The sequence below is a fragment of the Streptomyces sp. CB00316 genome (genome assembly GCF_001905595.1).
In the GTDB taxonomy this organism is placed as follows: Bacteria; Actinomycetota; Actinomycetes; order Streptomycetales; family Streptomycetaceae; genus Streptomyces.
The window spans coordinates 130,741-152,227 of sequence record NZ_LIXI01000008.1 but is presented as its reverse complement, the minus strand read 5'-3'; the positions used below and the strand labels follow the sequence as shown (position 1 = coordinate 152,227).

The following is a 21,487-nucleotide window of genomic DNA, read 5'->3' as shown; positions in this document are numbered from 1 at the left end:
GACATGAGGCGGCGCGGTGCGGCGGCTACGTTGGGAGGACGCGGACGTGAGCAGTCCGCTACCTCGACGCCGTCGGAGGTATCCATGGGCGGGGATGGCCGCGAGACCCAACGGGCCAGGCTCCCGCGCCTGAGATTCGACGAGGTGCTCGATGAGCTCCAGGGCCGTATCGACGAGGCCCGGGGAACCCGCGACCGGCTCCACGGCCTGCCGGAGGCCGTCATGCCCGTGGGCCGGGAGCTCGCTCTGCCCCAGGTGCTCCGGGGGATCATCGAGGCGGCGGTCGTGCTGGTCGACGCCGAGTACGGGGCGCTGGGTGTGATCGGCGACGACCAGAAGCTCGCCGAGTTCCTCCCCATCGGCATCAGGGACGAGGTACGGGAACAGATCGGAGGCCTCCCCTCCGGCCACGGCCTCCTCGGCGAGCTGATCCGGCACCCGGAGCCCCTGCGGCCGGCCGAGCTCGCGGCCCACCCGACCTCGTACGGCTTCCCGCCCCACCATCCGCCGATGCACTCGTTCCTCGGCGTGCCCATCAGGGTCCGCGAGGAGGTGTTCGGCAACCTCTATCTCACCGAGAAGCGCGGCGGAGCCGACTTCGACGCGGAGGACGAGGCCGTCGTCTCCACCCTGGCGGTCGCGGCGGGCATCGCCATCGAGAACGCCCGCCTCTACGAGGAGGGGCGGCTGCGGGAGCGGTGGCTCGCCGCGGGCTCCGACTTCACCAGCGCGCTGCTCTCCGGCTCGGCGGAGCCGGAGGTCCTGGAGGGAATGCTGGCCCGGGCCGTGGACATCGCCGGTGCCGACCTGGGCGTCTTCCACCTCGTGGAGGCGGACGGCGAACTGAGCGGTTCGCTCGCCCACGGGGAGAGGGCCGGGGCCCACCGCGGCCTGGTGCTGCCGACCACCCGTGGCACCCTCGCCGGGGCCACGCTCGCCGCCGACGCGCTCATCACCGTTCCCGATGTGCGGAGCGACCCCCGGATCACCGTACGGCCGTCGTGCTGGGAGGGATTCGGTCCCGCGGTGGCTGTCGTCGTGGGGACCAAGGAGAAACTGAGCGGGGTGCTGATCCTCGCCCGGCTCCGGGGCGGCCCGCCGTTCGCCGGCCCGGAGATCGCCTCGCTGCCGGGCTTCGCGGGGCAGGCCGCGCTGGCGCTCGAACTGGCCGAGCGCCGCCGCGCCGCCGAGCAGGTGAGCCTCCTGGAGGACCGTGACCGGATCGCCCGGGATCTGCACGACCTCGCGATCCAGCGGCTGTTCGCCACCGGGATGACCCTGCAGAGCGCCCGCCCCTTCGTCGAGCACGCGGGAGCGGCCGAGCGGCTCGGCCGTGCGATCGACGACCTCGACACCACCATCAAGATCATCCGGTCCACCATCTTCGGGCTACGCGAGCACGGGCCGACCGGGGACGCCCCCAAGCTCAGGACCCGGGTCGTCCAGGCGGTGGACACCGCCGCACCCACACTCGGTTTCGCTCCCGCTCTGCGGATGGAGGGCCTGATCGATACGGACGTGCCCCAGGACACGGCGGACCAGGTGATCGCGGTGATCGTGGAGGCCCTCAGCAACATCGCCCGGCACGCGGGGGCGAAGGGGGCGGAGGTGTCCGTCGCCGCCGGGGACGGTGTGCTGACGGTGACCGCGACCGACGACGGCACCGGACTCCCGGAGGGTGCGCGCGGCAGCGGCCTGGGGAACCTGACCGAACGGGCCGAGCGGCTGGGCGGCACCCTGTCCGTCGGGCGGGGCCCGGCCCCGCGAGGCGGCACCGTACTGGAATGGCGGGTCCCGCTGCCCACGGGACGCGGGGGAGGGGTGTACCGGACGCCCGGGTGACCGCGACCCCTCCCGCCGCCCAGGTGACCGCGACCCCTCCCGCCGCCCGGGCCGGACGATCCTCCCGCCGCCCCGGCCCGGCGGCCCTCTCACCCCTCCTGCTGCCCGTGCTCCCGTACCTCCGTCGCGATGACGGCCGCCTGGACCCGCCGCTCCACCCCGAGCTTCCCGAGCAGCCGGGAGATGTGGTTCTTCACGGTCTTCTCGGAGAGGTAGAGACGCCCGGCGATCTGCCGGTTGGTCAGCCCCTCGCCGATGAGGTCGAGCACGGACCGCTCCCGCTCGGACAGGACCGAGAGCCGCTCGTCCTCCACGGGACCGGAAGGCTCGGGGGCGCGCAGGGTGCGCATGAGCCGGGCCGTGGTCGCCGGGTCCAGCATCGACTGGCCCGTCGCCACGGTCCGTACGGCCGACACCAGGTCCGACCCGTTGATCTGCTTGAGTACGTACCCGGCCGCCCCGGCCATGATCGCGTCCAGCAGTGCGTCCTCGTCGTCGAAGGACGTCAGCATCAGACAGGCCAGCCCCGGCATCCGCGAGCGCAGCTCCCGGCAGACCGTGATGCCGTCCCCGTCGGGCAACCGGACGTCGAGGACCGCGACATCGGGCCGGAGCGCGGGGCCACGGGCCAGCGCCTGGGCGGCCGTCGACGCCTCCCCGACGACCTCCAGACCCGGCTCGGCCCCCAGCAGGTCGTGCAGCCCCCGGCGTACCACTTCGTGGTCGTCCAGCAGGAAGACCCGGATCGGGGCTCCGGCTGCGGCGTTCGGTGTGCCGGACATGTGCGGCCCCCCGGTGGTCGGTCGGCTCTCGCGGCTTTCGTCCAGGGCTTTCCTTCAGGGCCTCGTCGAGGTCGGGCCCCGGACCCCTCGTCCTACCCGCATTGTCCCAGGGGCGGCGCCGAAGGGCCCCCTGGACGCGTTCTCCGCTGGTCAATGCGGGTGGCGGAAGGCGTTGGCGTAGGCTTGCCAGCCTGACTGGACAAGACCTGCCCACCCGTGCGCGCGCCGTTGCGGTGGGGTGACCACGGAGGTTCGCGTACATGCCGAGCAGCAGTCGTACGGCACTGGTCGAGGACCTGATGGGGCGTTTTCCCGAGGTACCCCGGGAAGCCGTCATCAAGGAGGACCTGCTGCGCGGCGGCATGGCCTTCGACGAGTCCGCGCTCAGCGGCTCCACCGGCGGCGCCACCGGTGATGTGAAGCCGAAGTCGTACTTCATCTTCTCCTTCGACCACCGCACGCTGCCCGAGCTCGGCGCCGCCGCGCTCAACCGGCCGCCGGAGGAGGTCGTGCTCACCGGTGGCCCCTACGGGCTGCGCCGCACGGTCGTGTCGGTGCGGGTCAACCCCGACTCGCCGTACGTCGTGCGGGGCGGCGAGGACGGCACGCTCGGCCTCTACCTCGACGGGGCGCGGATCGCGGACGTCGGGCTGCCGCCGATGCCGGAGTACTACCGCCACCAGCTGTCCAACGGCAAGTCGGTGATGGAGGTCGCCCCGACCATCCAGTGGGGCTACCTCATCTATCTGACGGTCTTCCGGGTGTGCCAGTACTTCGGCGCCAAGGAGGAGTGCCAGTTCTGCGACATCAACCACAACTGGCGCCAGCACAAGGCGGCCGGTCGCCCGTACACCGGGGTCAAGCCGGTCGAGGAGGTGCTGGAGGCCCTGGAGATCATCGACCGGTACGACACCGCGGGCGTCTCACGCGCCTACACCCTCACCGGCGGCTCGATCACCTCCCAGGTCGCCGGCCGCGACGAGGCCGACTTCTACGGGCACTACGCCAAGGCCATCGAGGAGCGCTTCCCCGGCCGCTGGACCGGCAAGGTGGTGGCCCAGGCGCTGCCGCGCGAGGACGTGCAGCGCTTCCACGACTACGGCATCCGGATCTACCACCCCAACTTCGAGGTCTGGGACCGCCGGCTCTTCCAGCTGCACTGCCCCGGCAAGGAGCGTTACGTCGGCCGCGACGAGTGGCACCGCCGGATCCTGGAGTCCGCCGAGGTGTTCGGGCCGCGCAACGTCATCCCCAACTTCGTCGCGGGCATCGAGATGGCCGAGCCGTTCGGCTTCACGAAGGTGAGTGAGGCCATCGACTCGACCACCGAGGGCCTGCGGTTCTTCATGTCGAACGGCGTCGTTCCGCGCTTCACCACCTGGTGTCCCGAGCCCACCACCCCGCTCGGCAAGGCCAACCCGCTGGGCGCGCCGCTGGAGTACCACATCCGCCTCCTGCAGGCGTACCGGGCGACGCTGGAGGAGTTCGGGCTCAACTCCCCGCCCGGCTACGGCCCCGCGGGACCCGGCCGCGCGGTGTTCTCGGTGAGCTCCTTCATGGACAGCCTCGAAGGCATGGAGGAGGAGCCCGTCTCCTGACGCTTTCCGGGAGAACGGGCACCGTTTCCGCGTGATCGGGCACGGATCGGGCACGATACCCGGCCGAGCGGACCCCGGGAGCGCCCGGAAAGCCCGGCGGTACGGGTGTGACCAGCGGCGGTCCACCGGGGGAAACGGGCAGGAACGGGCAGAGGGAATCCGGCGAAGAGCCTGGTCGATCGGGTGACCGTGCTTGTAAAAACGTCACATGGGCCCGAACGGACCGGGTCGCCGCCTGAACAGCGCCACCGCAAGAGCCAGGGATGTGTGTCGTGGACACCGATGAACGCCGCAGAGGAATTCTCGACACCGCCCGACGGGACGGATCGGTCGAGGTGAACGCCCTGGCGGTGCTGTTCAAGGTGGCCAAGGAGACCGTCCGCCGCGATCTGCACGTACTGGAGGAGCACGGTCTCCTCCGCCGGACCCACGGCGGCGCCTACCCGGTGGAGTCGGCGGGCTACGAGACCACGCTCGCGGTCCGCACCACCCGTAACGTGCCGCAGAAGTCGCGGATCGCCGCCGCCGCCGCCGATCTGCTCGGGGACGCCGAGACCGTCTTCGTCGACGAGGGCTTCACCCCCCAGCTCGTCGCCGAGGCGTTCCCCCGGGACCGGCCGCTGACCGTGGTCACGGCGTCCCTGGCCGTCGCCACCGTCCTCGCGGACGCCGAGAAGATCTCCGTCCTGCTGCTGGGCGGCCGGGTACGCGGCTCCACGATGGCCACCGTCGACCACTGGGCCTCCAAGATGCTCGCCGGCTTCGTCATCGACCTGGCGTACGTCGGTGCCAACGGCATCTCCCGCGAGTACGGCCTCACCACCCCCGACCCGGCCGTCAGCGAGGTCAAGGCCCAGGCCATGCGCAGCTCCCGCCGCCGTGTCTTCGCCGGGATCCATTCCAAGTTCGGCGCGGTGAGCTTCTGCCGGTTCGCCGGTGTCGGCGACTTCGAGGCGATCGTCACCGACGCGGGGCTCTCCTCGGCCGAGGCCCAGCGCTACTCCCTCATGGGGCCCCAGGTCATCCGCGCCTGACCCGCCCACGGTCCGTACCGGCCGCGCCACCCCCGTACCACCGCGCCCCGCCCCCGTCGGGGCGCGGTCCCGCCCTGCCCGCACGACCAGCGCCCTCACCCCCCTCGCCCGATCCGCCCGACCCGATCACCGAGCCGCTACGACTGATCAGGAGTCCCCATGCGCCCTCACCCCCGCCGACGACACGGACCCCGCCGCCTGCCGCGCACGGCAGCCACCGCCGCGGCACTCGCCCTCCTCGCCACCGGTTGTGCCGGGGCCGGCGGGACCTCCTTCGGGGGAGGCGACGCCCTCAACGTCCTGATGGTGAACAACCCGCAGATGGTCGAGCTCCAGAAGCTGACCAAGGAGCACTTCACCAAGGAGACCGGCATCACCGTCCATTTCACGGTGCTGCCCGAGAACGACGTCCGCGACAAGATCAGCCAGGACTACTCCAACCAGGCCGGCCAGTACGACATCGCCACCATCTCCAACTTCGAGCTGCCGTTCTTCGCCGAGAACGGCTGGCTGCGCCCGCTGGACGCCTACGTCGACGCCGACCCGGGCTTCGACCAACAGGACATCCTCCCCCCGCTGCGCGAGTCGCTGACCCACAAGGACGGCAAGCTCTACGCCCAGCCCTTCTACGGCGAGTCCTCCTTCCTGATGTACCGCAAGGACGTCTTCGAGGAGGAAGGGCTCGTCATGCCCGCCAAGCCGACCTGGAAGGAGGTCGCCGAACTCGCCGCCAAGACCGACGGATCGCAGCGCGGGATGAAGGGCATCTGCCTGCGCGGCCTGCCCGGCTGGGGCGAGGTCATCGCCCCCCTCACCACCGTCGTCAACACCATGGGCGGCACCTGGTTCACCGAGGACTGGCAACCGCAACTGACGTCACCGGAGTTCAAGAAGGCGACCGAGTTCTACGTCGACCTGGTGCGCAAGCACGGAGAGCTCGGCGCCCCGCAGTCCGGGTACGCCGAGTGCCTCAACAACATGACCCAGGGCAAGACCGCCATGTGGTATGACGCCACCGCCGGCGCCGGTTCGCTGGAGGCCAAGGGCTCCCCGGTGAAGGGAAAGATCGGCTACGTACCGGCCCCCGTCGAGCAGACCGAGAGCTCCGGCTGGCTCTACACCTGGGCCTGGGGCATGCAGAACGCCTCCAAGAAGGCCGACGACGCCTGGAAGTTCATCTCCTGGGCCTCCGGCAAGGAGTACGAGGAACTCGTCGGCGCCACCAGCGGCTGGTCCAACGTCCCTGCCGGGAAGCGCGCTTCGACCTACGCCCACCCCGACTACCGCAAGGAAGCAGGGGCGTTCGCCGACGTCACCCAGCAGGCCATCTCCGAGGCCGACCCCAACAACCCTGGCACCCAGCCGCGCCCCACGGCGGGCATCCAGTTCGTCGGCGTACCGGAGTTCACCGACCTGGGCACCAAGGTCGCGCAGGAGATCAGCGCCGCCATCGCAGGCCGCCAGTCGGTGGACGCCGCACTCGCCACCTCCCAGAAGCTGGCCGAGAAGGTAGCGGAGGAGTACCGATGACCACGATCACCGCCGTACGGCCGACCCCACCCCGGCCGGCCCCGCCCGGCCGGCGCCCGGCAGGCGGCAGAGCCCGCGCCTGGGCGACCCGCGCACCCCTCCTGCCCGCCCTCGTCTTCCTGATCGTCGTCACCCAACTGCCTTTTGTAGCAACACTGGTGATCTCCTTCTTCGACTGGAACTCCCTCAAGCCCGACCAGCGCCACTTCACCGGATTCGCCAACTACGGCTCCGTCTTCACCGACCCCGCCCTGCGCGAATCGGTCCTCACCACCGTCCTGCTCACCGCCACCGTGGTGATCGCCAGCGTGGTGCTGGGCCTCGCCTTCGCCCTGCTCCTGGACCGCACCTTCTTCGGCCGGGGCTTCGTCCGCACCCTGCTCATCACCCCGTTCCTGATCGTGCCGGTCTCGGCGGCGCTGCTGTGGAAGCACGCGCTCTACAACCCCGAGTACGGGCTCTTCAACGGGGCGCTGACCTGGTTCGGAAACCTGTTCGGCATCGAGTCGATCGCCCAGCCGGAGTGGACCTCCGAGATGCCGCTGATGGCCGTCGCCGCGGCCCTCGTCTGGCAGTGGACCCCCTTCATGATGCTGATCCTGCTGGCGGGGCTGCAGAGCCGCCCCGCCGAGATGATGGAGGCCGCCCGGCTCGACGGCGCGGGGCCCTGGCAGATGTTCCGCTTCCTGACCCTGCCCCACCTGCGCCGCTACCTCGAACTCGGCGTCCTGCTGGGCTCGGTGTACATCGTGCAGAACTTCGACGCCGTGTTCACCATCACCGCGGGCGGCCTCGGCACCGCCAACCTCCCGTACACCGTCTACGAGACCTTCTACCGGGCCCACGAGTACGGACTGGCGTCCGCCGTGGGCGTGGTCGTGGTGATCGGCACCGTGATCATCGCGACCTTCGCGCTCCGGGTGGTCTCCTCCCTCTTCCGTGAGGAGGCGAGCCGCGCATGAGCGCCTCGACCGCACCACCGACCCGCACTCCCGCCACCGCCACGAAGCTCCGCCCGGCCGGCCGGGCCCGAAGGCGCTCCACCGCGCTGGGCCTGACCGCATGGGCCGTGGGCGTCGTCTTCTGCCTGCCCGCCCTGTGGATGGTGCTGACCTCCTTCCACTCGGAGGCCGACGCGGCGACCAACCCGCCCTCCCTGGCGGCCTCGCTGACGCTCGACGGCTACCGGACGTTCTTCGGTGGCGACGGCGGGCCGACCCCCTGGCCGCCGCTGGTCAACTCCCTCACCGCGTCGCTGTTCTCCACCCTCCTGGTGCTCCTGCTGGCACTGCCCGCCGCGTACGCGCTCTCCATCCGGCGGGTGAGCAAGTGGACCGACGTGATGTTCTTCTTCCTCTCCACCAAGATGCTGCCGGTGGTCGCCGGTCTGCTGCCGGTCTACCTGTTCGCGAAGAACACCGGCCTCCTGGACAACATCTGGCTGCTCGTCCTGCTCTACACCTCGATGAACCTGCCGATCGCGGTGTGGATGATGCAGTCCTTCCTCGCCGACGTCCCCGTCTCCATCATCGAGGCGGCCCAGGTCGACGGGGCGAAGCTGCCCACCGTGCTGTGCCGGGTCGTCGCCCCCGTGGCCGCCCCCGGCATCGCCGCCACGGCCCTGATCTGCTTCATCTTCAGCTGGAACGAGCTGTTGTTCGCCCGGGTGCTGACCGGCGTGGTCGCCGGGACGGCGCCCGTCCACCTGACTACCTTCGTCACCAGCCAGGGGCTCTTCCTCGCCCAGCTGTGCGCGGCGTCCGTGGTCGTGTCCCTGCCGGTGCTCATCGCCGGCTACGCCGCCCAGGACAAACTCGTCCAGGGCCTTTCCCTGGGAGCAGTCAAATGAGGGCAGCCATTGTCGAGGCCCCCGGCAAGGTGTCCGTCACCACGGTCGACGACCCCACGCCCGGCCGGCGTGACGTGGTCGTCAAGGTGGCGTCCTGCGGGCTCTGCGGCACCGATCTGCACATCCTCCAGGGGGAGTTCGCCCCCACTCTGCCGATCGTCCCCGGCCACGAGTTCGCCGGCGAGATCGTCGCCGTCGGCGCCGACGTCACCGAACTGGCCGTCGGCGACAAGGTGGCCGTCGACCCCTCGCTGCACTGCCACGAGTGCCGCTACTGCCGCTCCGGCCGCGGCAACCTCTGCGACAACTGGGCCGCGATCGGCGTCACCGCCCCTGGCGGGGCGGCCGAGTTCGCCGTCGCCCCGGTCGCCAACTGCGTGAAACTCCCCGAACACGTCGACGTACGGGACGCGGCCCTGATCGAACCGCTCTCCTGCGCGGTCCGCGGGTACGACGTCCTGAACGGCAACCTGGGCGCCGAGGTGCTGATCTACGGCTCCGGGACGATGGGCCTGATGATGCTGGAGCTGGCCAAACGCACGGGCGCCGCGTCGGTGGAGGTGCTGGACGTCAACCCCCAGCGCCTGGACACCGCGAAGCTCCTCGGCTGCACGGGAGCGGCCGCCCGGGCCGAGGAGCTCGACCGGCCCGGCGGCTGGGACGTGGTCATCGACGCCACCGGCAACGCGGGGGCTATCCAGGACGGCCTCGGCCGGGTCGCCAAGGGGGGCACCTTCCTCCAGTTCGGGGTGGCCGACTACGCCACCACCGCGGTCATCGAGCCGTACCGGATCTACAACCAGGAGATCACCATCATCGGCTCGATGGCGGTCCTGCACAGCTACGAGCGGGCCGCCGCGCTCTTCGCGAGCGGGGTGCTGGACCCGGCCGTCTTCATCAGCGACCGGCTGCCGCTGGAGCAGTACCCGCAGGCCATCGACCAGTTCAAGGCCGGGGTGGGGCGCAAGATCGTGGTGCAGCCGTAGCCGATGCGCGGTCGGGTGGCGAGCCCGTGGGGCCTCGCCACCCGACGGTCGGCGAAGGCCGGTCCGCTCCCCGCTACGGCGCGGCCGTCCTCGTCAGCAGTGCGCGGACAGACCGTTGGCGTACCTTTTGAACGCGGCCTGGGTGGCAGGGCCGGCGACTCCGTCGATCGCACCGGTGTACTGCCAGCCCCGCCAGGGACTCACGCCGCAGGTCGAATCAAGTGTCCGGCGACGTTGCCGAGGTCGGGGAGCCGATGTTGTTGATCACATGCCGGTACTGCTCGTTCGAGCAGTAGCGGCGAGTTGACCGGACCGGCGTCGATGAGGAAGCAGGCCGGCTTCACCCCGTCGGCATCGGCGACCTCCATCGCGGTCCGCTCCTTCGGGCAGCGGCTCACCGTGCCGCGTACACGATCCAGAGCGGCCCATCGGCCAGGTCGATCCGCTCGCCGTCCGGCGTGCTGAACCGGGTGTCCGCGGCCGCGGCGGTCCGCGTCCACCGTGCCTCGTACGTCTTTCCGTCGCGCAGGACGTGCGCGGTGCCCGAGCCCACGGTCTCGGTGAACGGGGTGTTGTTCCCGGACCGGTCACCGAAGGCCGAGGGGCGTACGTTCACGTCCTGCACGATCACCGTGGCGGCCCCCAGTGGTTCCCCCTCGCTCGTACGGGCGGGGGAGCCGTCCATGGCGACCAGCCACTGCTCGCGCTCGGCGGACCAGGTGAACGTGGTCCGCGCGGACGGGAAGCGGACCGTACGGCTGTCCTCGGCGCTCCCACCGGGCGGCGCCGGGCCGAACCTCAGCCCCAGCGCCTCGATGGCCCCGGTCCCGGAAGCGGTGTACGGAATCCGCTCCGGCCGCAGGTACAGATTGTGCGGGGCCGGCCGCTCCGCACCCCGGAAGTACGCCCTGGGCGCGGCCGACGGCGGTGCGGCGTCGAGCGGCGCCCGGTCGATGGCCGGCAGGAGCCTGCTCTGGGCTCCCGAGAAGGCGAGCACCGGCCGGTCGAACTGGCGCAGCAGCTCCAGATCGGTCTCCCGGGCGCTGCGGACCGGGCCGATGACCGGCGGCACGTCGGAGGAGTAGACCGCGAGGAGACGGCTGAGCCCGGCCTCCACCTGCTCGACGTAGATGATGTCCGCCCGCTCCAGACCGGTCTGCGGTCGGGCCGGCGCCACATTGTCGATCTTCACGGCGAGCACTTTCGTGTCCGCTCCCGTGCCGGACGGGCTACTGCTCCGGCTCTCGGGCCCCGAGCCGTCCCCGCCCGTGCACCCGGCCGCGAGGAGGACCAGGAGGAGCGCGGTGAGCAGCGCGGCGGCCGAGACCTTGGGCCGGTGAGGTGCGGACGTCCGGTGGGGCGCGGGCCTTCGGAGGAGTGCGGGCATGGCGACGACCGTCCTTTCGGGGCCTTGGCAGGCCGTCCCGGCGGAGTGTGGCCGTGGCGGGTCCCACTTCCATCATCACGCGTCGAGCCGGTTCACGGTTGCTCCCGCGCCCCCGCACGGTTCAGGCTCCGCCGGGCCCTGCGCGACAACCCGGAGGCCGCGCGGGAGCTGAGGGAACTGCTTGACGTACTGGCCCCGCACCAAGCCGCCGCTCCCACCGTCACGGTGAACAGCAGCACTGAGGGGGGCACCTACTACAGCCAGGTCATCCAGGGGCACGACATCTCGGGGCTGACCTTCAACGGCGGGGGTGCGGTGGCCCCTCGGCCGGAACCGGGCGCGGGCTGAGTCAGCCCTTGGCCCGGCGCTCAGGCCTCGGTCGACCACTCCGGTCCCGATCGGCGGCACATGCGAATGTCTTGAACGAACCGCCTGGATGGCTGGTTCTCGCTGGTTGACGCGCGTTGACCGGAACCGCCAACCTTTGACAGGTGCACGCCAGTATTCACGGAGGGCTGGTACACCGACCCTCCGCCAAGAGCTCCGGCGCCACCCCGGCCATCACCGCAGGGTCTTGTGCCTACCCCCCCGGTCTGGCCGGCTCCTCCCACGCGAAAGGAAGACCGCCCGTGTTCTCCGGACTGCCCATAAGAACCACCGTCGCCGCACTCGCCGTCACCGGGCTGCTCGCCGTCGCGCCTTCGGCGATGGCTGCCCCTGACGGCCCCTCGGTCGCTGCATCCCGCGCATCCTCCGCCGGTGTCGTCGTGAAGATGCCGCCCGCCGTCGAGGGCCGTCTCGGAGCCGACAGCAAGGAACTGATCGACGCCGTCTCCGCAGACATCCTCGCGCGGTCCCACGACGCCGCGGTACTCACCCCTGATGCGGCCGTGTCCAAGCTTGCCGACGAAGGCCGCGAGGTGGTTGTCGACGTGCGGACCGTCACGGACGGCTGGGCTCGGGGCGTCGCCTATGTCGAAGCCTCCCGTGCGCGTCACGGCGAGCCGGAGGGCTGGCTGTACCTCGCGCACCGGCAGAACGGGCGATGGATCGCGGGCCTGGAGGGCGACCGCGAGTTCGCCGCGTACGTGGCCCGGTCCCCGCTGGTCAGCAAGGCGGAACGGCGGAACATGACGGCGTACGCGGAGCGCAGGACCGAGCCGCAGGCCGAGGTGGCGGAGCTCGGAGCCCTGGCCAACACCAACGGCCTTCTGCTGCCCTGGATGCCCGACTACTACATGACCCTCACCGGCGGCCCGCACGCCCATGACGGCGGCTCCGGCTACTGGAGCGCCCTCGACTTCGCCGGCGGCAACGCGAGCGGACTGGTCCGTTCGTCGCGTGAGGGCACGGCGACCTCGATGTGTGGCGCCGGGGGCGGCTGGACCCGGGTCATCCACCCGGGCGGCTTCTCCACGGACTACTACCACATGCGGAACACCACCTACTACAATGGGACGTCGATCGCCCGGAGCGCACTGCTCGGCACCATTGGCACCGACACCTGCGCCGGTGGTGCCGCGACCGGCGCCCATGTGCACTGGAGCCTGCGCACGTACGACGCCAACTACAACGGCCAGTACACCTGGTTGAACGGCCGTACCATCGGCGGCTGGGCCTGGTGGAACGGTTCGGGCCAGTATTCCGGCTGCGGCACACGGCTCGGTGTCACGGCCTGTCCCGGGACGGCGATCTACAACCGTACGAGCTGACCACAGCCCGGGCCGCTGAGGCGCTCAGCGGCCCGGGCTGTGATTCTGGGTGTCGTCGGGTGGCGACTTCCCAGTGCGGATCGGCGGCGGGCGGCATCCGGGTGCTCCCTGTGTCCCTGGGGTGGTTTCACGGGCTCAGGCCTGGGGACGTACGGCGAGGTTCGATCCTTTCCCCCATGGCGCCCGCCCTACCGCGGCACTTCCGCCTTCGGGCCCGCGAACCGGACCGGAGCGCGGGAACGCGCCTCGCGGGCCGCCCTGCGGAACGAGGTGGGGGCGGCGGGAGCGGCCAGGGTGATGCAGCGCAAGTTCACCCATCCGGTGTCCCAGCTCAGCGACGTCGCCACGTCGTCGCGAGGTCCCGCTGTCACTGCTCGGTGAAGGGAAGTACCGGCAGGTAAGCGATGGAGCTGTTCGGATCCACCGAGGACGGCCAGAAGGACAGGTTCAGCAGGCAGCCGAAGGGAGAGCCGAAGGGCGACGCGTAGACCGCCGGCATCATCACCCCGCGGCGGCCCGTGGCGCTGGGCGGCAGATCCGCGAGCATGCCGACGAACGCGCAACCGAGCATCTGGTACGGCCTCCACGGCCCGGCCCCACCGGTGATGAGCGCGGACGCGAACAGCGAGGTCCAGCTCAGCGTGAAGCCGCAGCCCGGACCGCGGACGCGACCGGCCGGGAGCAGCACGAAGAGCACCGCCTCGATGCCGCCGTGCCCGCATCGGGCGGCCACAGCGCCGCGGTGGCGCCGGAGAGCACGGGGTGAACCTTTCGCACCGCCGGCGGCTGACCCGGGCAGGAAGGACTACGGATCATGGGCCGTACATCACGACTGCTGGGCCTCGGCCTGGCCGTCACCGGCGGCAGCGTGGTCTACGGCTCGATCTGGGGGGCGTACCTGCCCATCATCAAGAAGCACGGCTGCTCCGGAGACTCGTACTTTGCCGGTACGGTCGCGGGCTTCACCGCCCAGACGGACTGCCTGAACAAGGGACTGGTCATCCAGGGCACCACCATCAAGGTCCCCTACGACAAGCAGGTCCCGGGCCTGCCCGCCCAGCCCGGCGCCGGCGGCGGCCATATGTCACCCTCGCTCGTCTCCCAGGCCTGGAACCACTACAACGGCTCCCTGAAGGGGCTGATGACATGGTCTCTGAACTGGGACGGCTCCAAAGGCTGGACCTTCGGCGACAACGTGAAGCGTCTGCGGGGCCGCTGACCCCCGGTCCCATCGCGTCCCTGGTCCCGCGCCGGCCCGGGGGCGCGTTGCTGCCCCGGCCGGGCGGCCACGCGAGGAAGGCGTGAACCCGTCACGCACCGATGAGGGCAAGGGGACAGAATCGGGTACGGATCGGGGTGATCGTCCGCCCCGGGACGGCGGCCCGTTCCCCCCGGGCCGGAGATGACGAAGAGGCAAGAGGAGATCCGATGGTGCACGAACGGGCCGGGCAGCCGGCGCAGTCAGCGGACCTGGTCGACGTGGCACGGCTGGTGACGGCCTATTACGCCCTCCACCCCGATCCGGCCGAGCCCGCCCAGCGGGTGGCCTTCGGCACCTCGGGCCACCGCGGCTCCGCGCTCGCGGCCGCGTTCAACGACGACCACATCGCCGCCACCACCCAGGCGATCTGCGACTACCGGGCCCGCCAGGGCACCGATGGGCCGCTCTTCCTCGGCGCCGACACCCACGCCCTCTCCGAACCCGCCCGGGTCACCGCCCTGGAGGTCCTCGCCGCCAACGGTGTCACCGCCCTCATCGACAGCGACGACGGCTACACCCCGACCCCCGCGGTCTCGCACGCCATCCTCACGTACAACCACGGGCGCACCGAGCATCCGGCCGACGGCATCGTGATCACCCCGTCGCACAACCCGCCCGCCGACGGCGGCTTCAAGTACAACCCGCCCAACGGCGGACCGGCCGCCTCCGACGCCACCTCCTGGATCCAGGACCGGGCCAACGCCCTGATCGAGGCCGGACTCGGGGAGGTCCGCCGGATCCCGTACGCCCGCGCGCTGGCCGCCGACACCACAAGCCGCCACGACTTCCTGACCGCGTACGTCGACGACCTGCCCTCCGTCCTCGACCTCGACGCCGTACGGGACGCGGGCATCCGGATCGGCGCCGACCCGCTCGGTGGCGCCTCCGTCGCGTACTGGGGGCGCATCGCGGAGCGCCACCGGATCGACCTCACCGTGGTCAACCCGCTCGCCGACCCGACCTGGCGGTTCATGACGCTGGACTGGGACGGCAAGATCCGCATGGACTGCTCCTCCCCGCACGCCATGGCCTCGCTCATCGAACAGCGCGACGCGTACGCCGTCGCCACCGGGAACGACGCCGACGCCGACCGGCACGGCATCGTCACCCCCGACGGCGGCCTGATGAACCCCAACCACTACCTGGCCACCGCCATCGACTACCTCTACACCCACCGCGAGGGCTGGCCCGCCGGAACGGGCATCGGCAAGACGCTGGTCTCCTCCTCGATGATCGACCGGGTCGCCCATGACCTCGGCCGCACGCTGGTGGAGGTGCCGGTCGGCTTCAAGTGGTTCGTCGACGGGCTGTACGACGGCAGCCTCGGCTTCGGCGGCGAGGAGTCGGCCGGGGCCTCGTTCCTGCGACGCGACGGCCGCGTCTGGACCACGGACAAGGACGGCATCCTGCTGGCCCTGCTCGCCTCCGAGATCACCGCCGTCACCGGATCCACGCCCTCCCAGCGGTACGCGCAGCTCACCGCCCGCTTCGGCGACCCTGCCTACGCTCGCGTGGACGCGCCCGCCACCCGCGAGGAGAAGGCGGTGCTGGCCCGGCTCTCCCCGCAGCAGGTCAAGGCCGACACCCTGGCCGGGGAGCCCATCACCGCCGTCCTCACCGAGGCGCCGGGCAACGGGGCGGCGATCGGCGGCCTCAAGGTCTGCACCGACAGCGCCTGGTTCGCCGCCCGCCCCTCGGGCACGGAGGACGTCTACAAGGTGTACGCGGAGAGCTTCCAGGGGCCCGAGCACCTCGGGCAGGTCCAGGAGGAGGCGCGGGCCCTGGTATCGGAGGCGCTGGGCAGTGCCTGATGCCCCCAGACGTCCGCGTCGCCGGAGAACACCTTGCCCCAGCGGGGCTGACGGAGGCGGGCCACACAGCGCGACAAGGTTCGCTTCCCGCAGCCGTTGGGGCATGGGGCATCACCTTGCCCGATGCCTCCAACAAGAGGGGGTGTCGGCTCGCCATGGCCCTCGCCCAGGAAACGTCGACGCCGACCTGGTAAGGGAGTTGTGCATCGAGGCCGAGACCCTCACCGCGACCTCCGACGGCCCCCCGTCCTCGTACCGTCCGTGAGCGCGCCCCCCGGTCGCCGCCTGAGCCTCCACCGGACGGCACCCCCCTGAAACGCCGATGGGCCCCTGCGTCCAGGGGCCCATCGGTCTGTTCAGGTGAGGCTCAGGCGGGCTCGTCGCCCCGGAACACGCGCAGGATCTCCTCGGCGGCCAGCGTCGCCGTCAACGTCCCCTCGCGGACCCGCTGTTCGAGCTCCGGAGCCAGCTTCCGCACGGCAGGGTGGTTGCGAAGACTGTCCAGCAGCTCGTCCCGGACCATCGTCCAGGTCCAGTCCACCTGCTGATCGCGGCGCTTGGCCGCCAGCCGGCCGGTGGACTCCAGGACCGTACGGTGCTGCTCCAGCCGCTCCCACAGCGTGTCCAGGCCCGTCGACTCCCGGGCGCTGCACGTGAGCACCGGAGGGGTCCAGGCCGCGTCCACCGGGTGCATCAGCCGCAGCGCGCCGGCCAGTTCACGCGCCGCCGACCGGGCGTCGCGCTCATGGGGGCCGTCGGCCTTGTTCACCGCGATGGCGTCCGCCAGCTCCAGGACACCCTTCTTGATGCCCTGCAACTGGTCGCCGGTCCGGGCCAGGGTCAGCAGCAGGAACGTGTCGACCATGTTGGCGACGGCCGTCTCCGACTGCCCGACCCCCACCGTCTCCACGAGCACCACGTCGTACCCGGCCGCCTCCATCACCACGATGGACTCCCGCGTCGCCTTCGCCACCCCGCCCAGCGTGCCTGCCGTGGGGGAGGGGCGCACGAAGGCGGCCGGGTCCACCGCGAGCCGCTCCATCCGGGTCTTGTCGCCCAGGATGGAACCGCCCGTACGGCTGGAGGACGGGTCGACGGCCAGCACCGCCACCCGATGGCCGAGCCCGGTCAGCATCGTGCCGAGCGCGTCGATGAAGGTGGACTTGCCCACCCCCGGCACCCCGCTGATCCCGATCCGCCGGGCGTTCCCGGCGTACGGCAGCAACCGGCTCAGCAACTCCTGCGCCAGCAAACGGTGTTCGGCCCGCGTCGACTCGACGAGCGTGATGGCGCGCGCCACGAACGCCCGCTTGCCGTCGAGCACTCCCTGCACATATCCGTCGATGTCGATCTTGGCGGCCATCCGTCAGCGGCTCACAGCTCGTGGCCGAGCGCGGCGCCGAGCCGCGTCACCAGATCGTGGGCCGCGTCCGGGATCACCGTCCCCGGCGGGAAGACCGATGCCGCGCCCGCCTCGTGCAGGGCCGCGATGTCCTGCGGCGGGATCACCCCGCCCACCACGATCATGATGTCCTCCCGGCCCTCGGCGGCCAGCTCCTCGCGCAGCGCCGGCACCAGGGTGAGGTGCCCGGCCGCCAACGAGGAGACGCCCACGATGTGCACGTCGGCCTCCACTGCCTGCCGCGCCACCTCGCCCGGCGTCTGGAACAGCGGGCCGACGTCCACGTCGAAGCCCAGGTCGGCGAAGGCCGTGGCGATCACCTTCTGGCCCCGGTCGTGGCCGTCCTGGCCCATCTTGGCGACCAGGATGCGCGGACGGCGCCCCTCCGCCTCCTCGAACGCGTCGACCAGCGCGCGGGTGCGGTCCACCGAAGGGGAATCCCCTGCCTCTTTGCGGTACACACCGGAGATCGTACGGATCTGCCCGGCGTGCCGCCCGTACACCTTCTCCAACGCGTCCGAGATCTCCCCGACCGTGGCCATCGCCCGCGCCGCGTCGACGGCGAGCGCCAGCAGATTGCCCTCCAGGCCCGGGCCCGGGCTGCGCTCGGCGGCCGCCGTCAGTGCCCGCAGCGCCTCCTGGCAGGCCACCTCGTCGCGCTCCTCGCGCAGCCGACGCAGCTTCTCGATCTGCTGGGTGCGCACCGAGGAGTTGTCGACCTTGAGCACGTCGATCTTCTCGTCGGTCTCCACCCGGTACTTGTTCACCCCGATCACCGGCTGCCGACCGGAGTCGATCCGCGCCTGCGTACGGGCGGCCGCCTCCTCCACCCGGAGCTTGGGGATGCCCGCGTCGATGGCCTTCGCCATCCCGCCGGCCGCCTCGACCTCCTCGATGTGCTGCCAGGCCCGGTCCGCCAGATCGCGGGTCAGCTTCTCCACGTACGCGCTGCCGCCCCACGGGTCGATGACCCGGCAGGTCCCGGACTCCTGCTGGAGCAGGAGCTGGGTGTTACGGGCGATCCGCGCAGAGAAGTCCGTCGGCAGCGCCAGCGCCTCGTCCAGCGCGTTGGTGTGCAGCGACTGGGTGTGCCCCTGCGTCGCGGCCATCGCCTCCACACACGTACGCGTCACGTTGTTGAACACGTCCTGCGCGGTCAGCGACCAGCCCGAGGTCTGCGAATGGGTGCGCAGTGAAAGGGACTTGGCGTTCTTCGGGTCGAACTGCCCGACCAGGCGCGCCCAGAGCAGCCGGGCCGCCCGCAGTTTGGCGACCTCCATGAAGAAGTTCATGCCGATCGCCCAGAAGAACGACAGCCGGGGCGCGAACGCGTCGACGTCCAGGCCGGCTTCCTGCCCGGCACGCAGATACTCCACGCCGTCGGCCAGCGTGTACGCCAGCTCCAGATCGGCCGTCGCCCCGGCCTCCTGGATGTGGTACCCGGAGATCGAGATGGAGTTGTAGCGCGGCATCTTCTGCGAGGTGAACGCGAAGATGTCGGAGATGATCCGCATCGACGGCGTCGGCGGATAGATGTAGGTGTTGCGGACCATGAACTCCTTCAGAATGTCGTTCTGAATGGTCCCGGCCAGCTTCTCGGGCGGTACGCCCTGCTCCTCGGCGGCCACGATGTACAGCGCCAGTACGGGAAGGACCGCGCCGTTCATCGTCATCGACACCGACATCCGGTCCAGCGGAATGCCGTCGAACAGCTGGCGCATGTCGTAGATCGAGTCGATCGCCACCCCGGCCATGCCGACGTCACCGGTCACCCGGGGGTGGTCGCTGTCGTACCCCCGGTGCGTCGGCAGGTCGAAGGCGACCGAAAGACCCTTCTGCCCGGCCGCGAGGTTGCGGCGGTAGAAGGCGTTGGACTCCTCGGCCGTGGAGAACCCGGCGTACTGACGGATCGTCCAGGGCTGGTTGACGTACATCGTCGGGTACGGGCCGCGCAGGTACGGGGCGATGCCCGGGTAGCTGTGCAGTGCGTCCAGGCCTTCCAGGTCCTCCCCGGTGTAGAGCGGCTTGACCGTGATGCCCTCGGGTGTCTCCCAGAGCGGGGCCTCGGAGCCGTCGGCCGCCTTGACCACGGCCGCCTGCCACTCCTCGGCGGAACCGGCCGGGGGAGCGGGGGACTCCAGCGGGACCTCGGAGAAGTCGGGAACGGAGGATTTCTGTTCCGTGGGCGGTGTCTGCATCACGCCACTCCCATGCGGTCGAGTACGGAGGTGAGAACGGCGACCGTGTCGCAGCCCGCGAAGACGTAGGAGTCGACATCGGGGTACTCGCCGGGGCGCCCCGCGAGGAACACCTGGGCCGCGCCCGCCGACTTCAGCGCCCCGGCCGCCCCGGCCGCCTGCTCGGCGTACAGGGCGTCCGAGGAACAGAGACAGGCGACGCTCGCACCGGAGGCGGTGAGCGCCTCGGCGGCCGTGGCCGCGTCCACCGACACCGGCTGGTGCACCGCCTCGATCCCGCCCGCCGCGAAGAGGTTGACGGCGAACGAGACCCGCGCGGTGTGCGCGGCGGCCGGACCCAGCGCGGCGATGAACACCCTGGGCCGCTCGCCCGTCGCCGCGAGGTGCGCGTCCGACCGGGCGCGCAGCGCCTCGAACGCCTCGTCGCGCCGGACCCGGGGCAGCCCGCCCGGAGCCTCCGCGTAGGCGTCGGGCGCCGGTTCGCGCTCCACCGGGCGCTCGGCGGGCATCGGGAACTCGCTGACCCCGGTGATGGGCTCCTTGCGGCGGGCCAGCTTCGCGCTGCGCGCCGCCCAGGTGGCGGCGAGCCGCTCCGCGACCATCCCCGAGCGCAGGGCCGCGGGCAGTCCGCCCGCCCGCTCGGCCTCCTGGAAGAACGCCCAGGCGGCCGCCGCGAGTTCGTCGGTGAGCCGCTCCACGTACCAGGAGCCGCCCGCCGGGTCGATGACCCGGGCCAGATGCGACTCCTCCATCAGGATCGTGGAGGTGTTGCGGGCGATGCGCCGGGCGAACGCGTCGGGCAGCCCCAGCGCGTGGTCGAACGGCAGGACGGTGACGGAGTCGGCGCCGCCGACCCCCGCGCCCAGCGTGGCGAGAGTGGTGCGCAGCATGTTCACCCACGGGTCGCGGCGCGTCATCATCACCGGTGACGTCACGGCGTGCTGGCGCTGGGCGCCCGCCCCGGGAGCCCCCGACGCCTCGGCGACCCGCGCCCACAGCCGGCGCGCGGCCCGCAGCTTCGCGATCGTCAGGAACTGGTCTGCGGTGGCCGCGTAACGGAACTCCAGTTGCGCGCAGGCTTCCTCGACACCGAGCCCGGCAGCGGTCAGCGCCCGCAGATAGGCGACGCCGGTCGCCAGGGAGAGCCCCAGCTCCTCACCGGCCGAACCGCCGGCCTCGTGGTACGGGAGCGCGTCCACGGCGATCGCCCGCAGCCCCGGGTACTCCGCGCCGCAGACCCGCGCCCAGCGGACGGCGGCGGCGAGGTCCGCCTCGATGCCGGTCCGGGCCTCGTGGCCGAGCGGGTCGGCGCCCAGGGTGCCGCGGGCCTCGCTCTTGGCGACGCCCCGTTCCTCGTACAGCTGCAGCAGCCCGGTGGCGGCGGCGTCCAGGTCGGCCGGGGCGTCGAGGACGATGGGCGCCAGGTCGAGGTAGACGCCGTCCAGCGAGCGGGCCAGCGACTCCGCGGGTACGCCGGCAGGGCCGCCCACGGTGAGCCAGAGCGAGGTGACCCCGTTCTCCAGATCGCCGAGCACCGCCTCGTTGAGCCGGGCGGGGTCGCTCAGGGCATGGCGTTGGCGCACGTCCCAGCCGCCCGCCGCGTTCCCCTCGGCCCTGCTGCCCCGGGTGAAGGGCGCGAAGCCGGGAAAACCGGTGTCCGGCGAGGTGTCGTGCGCGGTGTAGAGGGGCCGGGTGGTGAGCCCGTCCTCCAGTGTGGTGGACAGCGCTTCCTCGGCGGCCGAGCCCGAGACTTCCTTGCCCGACTTGCGCAGAACGCCTTCGACGAGGCTCTGCCACTGGTCATGGGAGGGGTCGGGGAACGCGGCGGCCGGAGAGAGCCCGTCAGCAGGCTGGACCGTCATGCTCAGATGCTAGGCCAGCGCGGGGAACGAGCAGCAGGGGCACGTGCTGTGACCTTGCCCTCTCCGGTCCGCACTTGATCCTTTACTTACCGTCGCGTTACCGGCACGACGTGTCCGAGCAGTGGGGAAGCCGGAACGGGCCGGGCGCAACACGGCCTTGCTCGACAACGGGGTGAATTAGACAGTTGATGCATATTATGTGCGAAGTTTTCCGGTTTCTTAGGTAATCCCTT

16 protein-coding genes and 2 pseudogenes are annotated in these 21,487 nt (G+C 71.3%); 11 read left to right on the top strand and 7 right to left on the bottom strand.

Annotated elements, in window-relative coordinates; translation table 11 throughout:
* Positions 1–84: 84 nt before the first annotated feature.
* Positions 85–1,842: a GAF domain-containing sensor histidine kinase gene (locus AMK21_RS22880; RefSeq protein ID WP_073880860.1), complete on the top strand. Its 1,758-nt coding sequence runs from the start codon at positions 85–87 to the stop codon at positions 1,840–1,842.
* A gap of 89 nt (positions 1,843–1,931) precedes the next feature.
* Here AMK21_RS22880 and AMK21_RS22875 read toward each other — a convergent pair whose 3' ends face one another.
* Complete coding sequence (locus AMK21_RS22875; protein ID WP_073880858.1) at positions 1,932–2,624, bottom strand: response regulator; 693 nt, start codon at positions 2,622–2,624, stop codon at positions 1,932–1,934.
* 260 nt (positions 2,625–2,884) lie between these two features.
* Between AMK21_RS22875 and AMK21_RS22870 the strand changes: the two genes are divergently transcribed.
* The 6 genes from AMK21_RS22870 to AMK21_RS22845 all read left to right on the top strand — a co-directional run bounded on the left by AMK21_RS22870 (position 2,885) and on the right by AMK21_RS22845 (position 9,621).
* Positions 2,885–4,222 (top strand): radical SAM protein, encoded by a 1,338-nt coding sequence (locus tag AMK21_RS22870; protein WP_073880856.1) that lies wholly within the window; start codon positions 2,885–2,887, stop codon positions 4,220–4,222.
* A gap of 272 nt (positions 4,223–4,494) precedes the next feature.
* The gene (locus AMK21_RS22865) at positions 4,495–5,256 is read left to right on the top strand and encodes a DeoR/GlpR family DNA-binding transcription regulator (protein WP_073881154.1); all 762 of its coding nucleotides are present in this window, start codon (positions 4,495–4,497) and stop codon (positions 5,254–5,256) included.
* Positions 5,257–5,415: 159 nt separating this feature from the next.
* Positions 5,416–6,786, top strand: coding sequence for an ABC transporter substrate-binding protein (locus AMK21_RS22860; protein WP_073880854.1), 1,371 nt, complete (start codon positions 5,416–5,418; stop codon positions 6,784–6,786).
* The gene (locus AMK21_RS22855; RefSeq protein ID WP_073880852.1) at positions 6,783–7,748 is read left to right on the top strand and encodes a carbohydrate ABC transporter permease; all 966 of its coding nucleotides are present in this window, start codon (positions 6,783–6,785) and stop codon (positions 7,746–7,748) included. The genes AMK21_RS22860 and AMK21_RS22855 overlap by 4 nt, the downstream gene beginning before the upstream one ends.
* On the top strand, positions 7,745–8,635 hold the full coding sequence (locus AMK21_RS22850) for a carbohydrate ABC transporter permease (protein ID WP_073880850.1): 891 nt from the start codon (positions 7,745–7,747) through the stop codon (positions 8,633–8,635). Before AMK21_RS22855 ends, AMK21_RS22850 begins: the two co-directional genes overlap by 4 nt.
* Entirely contained in the window at positions 8,632–9,621 is a 990-nt protein-coding gene (locus AMK21_RS22845) for a zinc-dependent alcohol dehydrogenase family protein (protein WP_073880848.1), read from the top strand. The genes AMK21_RS22850 and AMK21_RS22845 overlap by 4 nt, the downstream gene beginning before the upstream one ends.
* Before the next feature lie 200 nt (positions 9,622–9,821).
* On the opposite strand, the gene AMK21_RS22840 is transcribed toward AMK21_RS22845, so the two are convergent.
* Together AMK21_RS22840 and AMK21_RS22835 are read right to left on the bottom strand one after the other, a co-directional pair.
* A complete protein-coding gene (locus tag AMK21_RS22840; protein ID WP_199863270.1) occupies positions 9,822–9,989 on the bottom strand; it encodes a hypothetical protein in 168 nt (55 codons plus the stop codon).
* 26 nt (positions 9,990–10,015) lie between these two features.
* Positions 10,016–11,008 carry a DUF3048 domain-containing protein gene (locus tag AMK21_RS22835; RefSeq protein ID WP_079181231.1) on the bottom strand — a complete coding sequence of 331 codons (993 nt, stop codon included), beginning with the start codon at positions 11,006–11,008 and terminating at the stop codon, positions 10,016–10,018.
* A gap of 225 nt (positions 11,009–11,233) precedes the next feature.
* Between AMK21_RS22835 and AMK21_RS36690 the strand changes: the two genes are divergently transcribed.
* Together AMK21_RS36690 and AMK21_RS22825 are read left to right on the top strand one after the other, a co-directional pair.
* The gene (locus AMK21_RS36690; protein WP_267893930.1) at positions 11,234–11,356 is read left to right on the top strand and encodes a hypothetical protein; all 123 of its coding nucleotides are present in this window, start codon (positions 11,234–11,236) and stop codon (positions 11,354–11,356) included.
* A gap of 281 nt (positions 11,357–11,637) precedes the next feature.
* Positions 11,638–12,720, top strand: coding sequence for a M23 family metallopeptidase (locus tag AMK21_RS22825; RefSeq protein WP_073880844.1), 1,083 nt, complete (start codon positions 11,638–11,640; stop codon positions 12,718–12,720).
* A 188-nt stretch (positions 12,721–12,908) separates the two neighbouring features.
* Here AMK21_RS22825 and AMK21_RS22820 read toward each other — a convergent pair.
* Positions 12,909–13,479, bottom strand: a pseudogene (locus AMK21_RS22820) (ECF transporter S component); the annotation flags it as partial.
* Between the two features lie 94 nt (positions 13,480–13,573).
* On the opposite strand from AMK21_RS22820, the pseudogene AMK21_RS22815 reads away from it, so the two are divergent.
* Both AMK21_RS22815 and pgm read left to right on the top strand, forming a co-directional pair.
* Positions 13,574–13,939, top strand: a pseudogene (locus AMK21_RS22815) (chitinase); the annotation flags it as partial.
* A gap of 209 nt (positions 13,940–14,148) precedes the next feature.
* Positions 14,149–15,792 (top strand): phosphoglucomutase (alpha-D-glucose-1,6-bisphosphate-dependent), encoded by a 1,644-nt coding sequence (gene pgm, locus AMK21_RS22810; protein WP_073880842.1) that lies wholly within the window; start codon positions 14,149–14,151, stop codon positions 15,790–15,792.
* 367 nt (positions 15,793–16,159) lie between these two features.
* Here pgm and meaB read toward each other — a convergent pair whose 3' ends face one another.
* Genes meaB through AMK21_RS22795 form a run of 3 tightly spaced genes read right to left on the bottom strand, consistent with a single transcriptional unit; the run spans position 16,160 to position 21,254 of the window.
* Positions 16,160–17,155 (bottom strand): methylmalonyl Co-A mutase-associated GTPase MeaB, encoded by a 996-nt coding sequence (gene meaB, locus AMK21_RS22805; RefSeq protein ID WP_073880840.1) that lies wholly within the window; start codon positions 17,153–17,155, stop codon positions 16,160–16,162.
* Positions 17,156–17,166: 11 nt separating this feature from the next.
* Complete coding sequence (gene scpA, locus AMK21_RS22800) at positions 17,167–19,392, bottom strand: methylmalonyl-CoA mutase (protein WP_073880838.1); 2,226 nt, start codon at positions 19,390–19,392, stop codon at positions 17,167–17,169.
* Complete coding sequence (locus tag AMK21_RS22795; protein ID WP_073880836.1) at positions 19,392–21,254, bottom strand: methylmalonyl-CoA mutase family protein; 1,863 nt, start codon at positions 21,252–21,254, stop codon at positions 19,392–19,394. The genes scpA and AMK21_RS22795 overlap by 1 nt, the downstream gene beginning before the upstream one ends.
* Between the last annotated feature and the right edge of the window lie 233 nt (positions 21,255–21,487).

Bases quoted from the DNA above. Each gene is read 5' to 3' on its own strand.
- pgm (WP_073880842.1), top strand. From the start codon at position 14,149: ATGGTGCACGAACGGGCCGGGCAGCCGGCGCAGTCAGCGGACCTGGTC.
- AMK21_RS22870 (WP_073880856.1), top strand. From the start codon at position 2,885: ATGCCGAGCAGCAGTCGTACGGCACTGGTCGAGGACCTGATGGGGCGT.
- AMK21_RS22835 (WP_079181231.1), bottom strand. From the start codon at position 11,008: ATGCCCGCACTCCTCCGAAGGCCCGCGCCCCACCGGACGTCCGCACCT.
- scpA (WP_073880838.1), bottom strand. From the start codon at position 19,392: ATGCAGACACCGCCCACGGAACAGAAATCCTCCGTTCCCGACTTCTCC.
- AMK21_RS22840 (WP_199863270.1), bottom strand. From the start codon at position 9,989: ATGGAGGTCGCCGATGCCGACGGGGTGAAGCCGGCCTGCTTCCTCATC.
- AMK21_RS22860 (WP_073880854.1), top strand. From the start codon at position 5,416: ATGCGCCCTCACCCCCGCCGACGACACGGACCCCGCCGCCTGCCGCGC.
- AMK21_RS22875 (WP_073880858.1), bottom strand. From the start codon at position 2,624: ATGTCCGGCACACCGAACGCCGCAGCCGGAGCCCCGATCCGGGTCTTC.
- AMK21_RS22880 (WP_073880860.1), top strand. From the start codon at position 85: ATGGGCGGGGATGGCCGCGAGACCCAACGGGCCAGGCTCCCGCGCCTG.
- AMK21_RS22795 (WP_073880836.1), bottom strand. From the start codon at position 21,254: ATGACGGTCCAGCCTGCTGACGGGCTCTCTCCGGCCGCCGCGTTCCCC.
- AMK21_RS22845 (WP_073880848.1), top strand. From the start codon at position 8,632: ATGAGGGCAGCCATTGTCGAGGCCCCCGGCAAGGTGTCCGTCACCACG.
- AMK21_RS22850 (WP_073880850.1), top strand. From the start codon at position 7,745: ATGAGCGCCTCGACCGCACCACCGACCCGCACTCCCGCCACCGCCACG.
- meaB (WP_073880840.1), bottom strand. From the start codon at position 17,155: ATGGCCGCCAAGATCGACATCGACGGATATGTGCAGGGAGTGCTCGAC.
- AMK21_RS22855 (WP_073880852.1), top strand. From the start codon at position 6,783: ATGACCACGATCACCGCCGTACGGCCGACCCCACCCCGGCCGGCCCCG.